This is a genomic window from Micromonospora sp., from assembly GCF_048594385.1.
GTDB classification, from domain to species: Bacteria; Actinomycetota; Actinomycetes; order Mycobacteriales; family Micromonosporaceae; genus Micromonospora; species Micromonospora wenchangensis.
Genome location: NZ_JBMDWU010000008.1, coordinates 1 through 3858, shown reverse-complemented (window position 1 = coordinate 3858; position 3858 = coordinate 1). Strand labels below are relative to the sequence as shown.

Annotated in this window: 3 protein-coding genes; all 3 read left to right on the top strand. The window is 72.5% G+C overall.

Features of this window, described 5'->3' with window-relative positions; all coding sequences use genetic code 11:
* A partial coding sequence (locus tag ACOJTC_RS00355) for a sulfotransferase family protein (protein ID WP_420115284.1) occupies positions 1-800 on the top strand: 800 nt, incomplete at its 5' end.
* A gap of 3 nt (positions 801-803) precedes the next feature.
* Complete coding sequence (locus tag ACOJTC_RS00350; protein ID WP_420115283.1) at positions 804-1715, top strand: sulfotransferase family protein; 912 nt, start codon at positions 804-806, stop codon at positions 1713-1715.
* 139 nt (positions 1716-1854) lie between these two features.
* Entirely contained in the window at positions 1855-3750 is a 1896-nt protein-coding gene (locus tag ACOJTC_RS00345; RefSeq protein WP_420115282.1) for a CocE/NonD family hydrolase, read from the top strand.
* Positions 3751-3858 lie beyond the last annotated feature (108 nt).

Sequence of the window (3858 nt, the reverse complement as noted above, 5' to 3'; positions counted from 1 at the left end):
CCGGGCTGCGCGGCCGGCTGCGGATGCGCGGCCTGCCGGCGCTGCTGCGCCGGCACCGGCGCGGCGTCCGGCCGGTGCCCGAGCACCCCGACGACGCGGCGCTGGCCGACCTGTACGCGGCCGTGGCCCGGCACACCGGGGCCCGGGTGGTGGTCGACTCGTCGAAGCTGCCCCCGTACGGCGCGTTGCTCGACGCGCTGCCCGGCATCGAGCTGCGGGTGCTGCACCTGGTGCGCGACCCCCGGGCCACCGCCTTCTCCTGGCGTCGCCGCCGGGGCCTGGACGGCGACACCGACCCGGAGCTGATGAGCCGGCCGCCGGTGTGGAAGGCGGCCCTGCTCTGGCTGGTCTGGAACACCGTGACCGCCCGACTGTGGGCCGACCGCGCCCCGACGGGTTACCTGCGGGTGCGCTACGAGGACCTGACGGCCGACCCGGAGGCGACGCTGCGCCGGATCGCCGCGTTCGCCGGGGTGGACCCCGACGGTGGTCCGTTCACCGGCCCGGCGACGGTCCGGCTGACGCCGACGCACTCGGTGGCCGGCAACCCGTCGCGGCACCGGACCGGCCCGGTGCCGATCACCGCCGACGTGCAGTGGCGGCGCGACCTGTCCCGCTGGTCGTACGCGCTGGTCACCGCGCTGACCGCGCCGGGGCTGCGCCGGTTCGGCTACCCGTGGCGGCGCGGCGTCCCGGCACCGGCCGGGGCGGGGCGGCCCGCGCGGGGCGGGCCGACTGCGGCCGGTGGACGGTCGGTGGGCGTCGGGCGGGCGGGGTCGACCGGGCACGAGGAGGGCTGAGCGATGTTGGCGGTGGTGGTGGGCACCGGGCGGTGCGGATCGACCCTGGTGCAGGAGTTGCTGTCCCGGCATCCCGGGGTCGGGTTCGTCTCCGGGGTCGACGACAAGCTGTCCCGGCTCAACCTGGCCGGCCGGTTCAACGGTCCGCTGTACCGGCGTTCCGCCCCCCGCCCGGCGGGCATGACGTCGCTGCGGCACAGCCGCCGGCTGCTGGAGAAGGGCCGGCTGCGGGTCGCCCCGTCGGAGGCGTACCACCTGCTGGACCGGCACGTGGTGGCCGGCTTCTCCCGCCCGTGCCGGGACCTGAGCGCCGACGACCTCACCCCGTACCTGCGGCGGCGGCTGCGGGCCTTCTTCGACGCCCGGATCGAACGGCAGGACTGCCGGCTGCTGCTGCACCACGTGACCGGGTGGCCGCGCACCGGGTTCCTGCGGGCCGGCTACCCGGAGCTGCGGGTGGTCAACGTGGTCCGCGACGGCCGGGCGGTGACCAACTCCTGGCTCCAGATGGGCTGGTGGGACGGCTGGCGCGGACCGGAGAACTGGTTCCTCGGGCCGCTGCCGACCGACCTGCGCCGGGAGTGGGAGGAGTACGACAGGTCGTTCCCGGTGCTCGCCGCGCTGGGCTGGAAGATGCTGATGGACTCCTTCGCCGAGGCCCGCGCCGCGCACCCGGAGGGGCAGTGGCTCGACGTGCGCTACGAGGACCTGCTCGCCGACCCGCGCGCCGAGGTGGCCCGGATGCTCGACTTCCTCGGCCTGGACTGGTCACCGGCGTTCGAGAAGGGTTTCGGGCGCTACCGGTTCCACGCCGGGCGGCAGGCCGCCTACCACGAGGAGTTGGGCGTCGCGCAGCTCGCCGCCGTGGAGCGGGTGCTGGACAAGCCGCTGCGGCAGTGGGGCTACCGGGGCTGACCGGGCCGGCACCCGGACGACGGGCGTCGTCGCGTCGGTGTCGTCGGAGCGGCGTGGGGAAAGTTCCTACAGGTGCAGGTGGTGATGCCGGTCGGTCGGCCCATAGCGTGCCGGGTCTCGGGACTCTCAAGGAGACTGCATGGCTGCAATGGGAACGCCCCTTCGCGCCGGGGTGGCCGTACTGTCCGCGGTGCTGCTCGCCGCCCTGGGCGCGGCGCCACGGGCGGTGGCGGCGTCGGACGGACCGACGATCGTGGTCCAGGACGGGGTCACCCAGCCGGTGTTCGGCTATGGCGACGCCATCCGGGAGCGCCTGTTCATCGACTCCACCTTCGACAGCGACAACGACGGTCTGCGCGACATCATCGCGTTCGACCTGATGCGACCGGCGGCCACCGCGAACGGCCTCAAGGTGCCGGTCATCATGGACGCCAGCCCGTACTACTCGACGGTCTGCCGGGGCAACGAGTCCGAGTGCAAGGCCGACCTGGACGGCGACGGCCTGCTCGACAAGTGGCCGCTGTTCTACGACAACTACTTCGTGCCGCGTGGCTACGCGGTGATCCTGCTGGACATGGTGGGCACCAACAACTCCACCGGCTGCCCCACCACCAACGCCAACCAGGACAATCTCAGCGCCAAGCAGGCGATCAACTGGCTCAACGGCCGGGCCACCGCGCGCAACGCCGCCGGTCAGGTGGTCACCGCCGACTGGCACAACGGCAAGTCGGGCATGATCGGCAAGTCGTACGACGGCTCGCTGGCCATGGCGACGGCGGTGACCGGCGTCAAGGGCCTGACCACGGTGGTGCCGATCAGCGGCCCCACCGAGTACTACGACTACGTACGCAGCAACGGGGTGGTCACCCGGGGCAACAGCTACGTGGCGTCGCTGGCCAACACGGTCACCAACCCGGAGCGGCGGGAGTACTGCAAGCCGGTGCGCGACGCGATGGCCGCCGCCGACGGCGACGAGACCGGTGACTACACCGCCTTCTGGAACGAGCGCAGCTACGTCAAGAAGGTCCCCAACATGACCGCCAGCGTGCTGCTCTACCACGGTCTCAACGACGACAACGTCCGCGCGGACCACTTCAGCAAGTTCTGGTACGCCCTGGCGGAGAACAACGTCCAGCGCAAGCTGTGGCTCTCCCAGGAGGGACACGTCGACCCGTTCGACTCGCGACGCGCGGTGTGGGTGTCCACCCTGCACCGGTGGTTCGACTTCTGGCTGCACGGGGTCGCCAACGGCATCATGGACGAGCCCCGGGTCGACCTGGAGCGGGCCGCCGACGTGTGGGAGACCCACGCCGACTGGCCGATCCCCGGCAAGGCCGACACCGAGGTGTTCCTCCAGCCCGGCAGCACCGGGGCCGGCGGCCTGAAGCTGGTGCCGACCGCCAAGCCGGCGACCGGCGCGTTCCAGGACAGCCGGACCCAGAGCCAGAACACCATGATCCTCAACCCGGACACGGTGCAGCCGAACCGGCTGGCGTTCCTGTCCGCGCCGCTGACCGCGCCCCTGCACATCTCGGGCACGCCGACGGTGCAGCTGCGGGCCTCGGCCGACCAGACCGACACCAACTTCGGGGCGATCCTGGTCGACTACGGCACCGACGAGCGGGTGGCGCACCGGGCCTCCGGTGAGGGCATCGTCACCCTGACCACCGAGGACTGCTGGGGGTTGAACAGCCCGACCGACGACGGCTGCTACAAGCAGACCGCCAAGCGGGTCGCCACGGCCGACTACGAGCTGGTCACCAAGGGCATCATGGACGCCCAGAACCGGCAGTCGATCCGCACCGCCGTGCCGCTGGTGGTGGGGGAGTCGTACAACTTCACCTTCCCGCTGCTGCCCGAGGACTACGTGTTCAAGCCGGGCCACCGGATCGGCGTGATCATCGTGGCCAGCTACCCGCAGTACTCCAGCCAGGCGGACACCACCGCCGCGAACATCCAGGTCGCCCTGAAGAGCAGCAAGATCGTTCTTCCGGTGGTCGGCGGCACCCCCGCTGCCCACGCGGCAGGTCTCTGACCGCTCCCCGGGTGGCCGCCGCCGCCGCACCCCTGCGCCGACGGCCCCCCCGCCCCCGGCACCCCACCCGGGACGGGGTGGCGGTGAGCCCCAAAACCGTGGGCGGGA

Coding starts and splice junctions, on each gene's coding strand:
- ACOJTC_RS00350 (WP_420115283.1), top strand. CDS start 804: ATGTTGGCGGTGGTGGTGGGCACCGGGCGGTGCGGATCGACCCTGGTG.
- ACOJTC_RS00345 (WP_420115282.1), top strand. CDS start 1,855: ATGGCTGCAATGGGAACGCCCCTTCGCGCCGGGGTGGCCGTACTGTCC.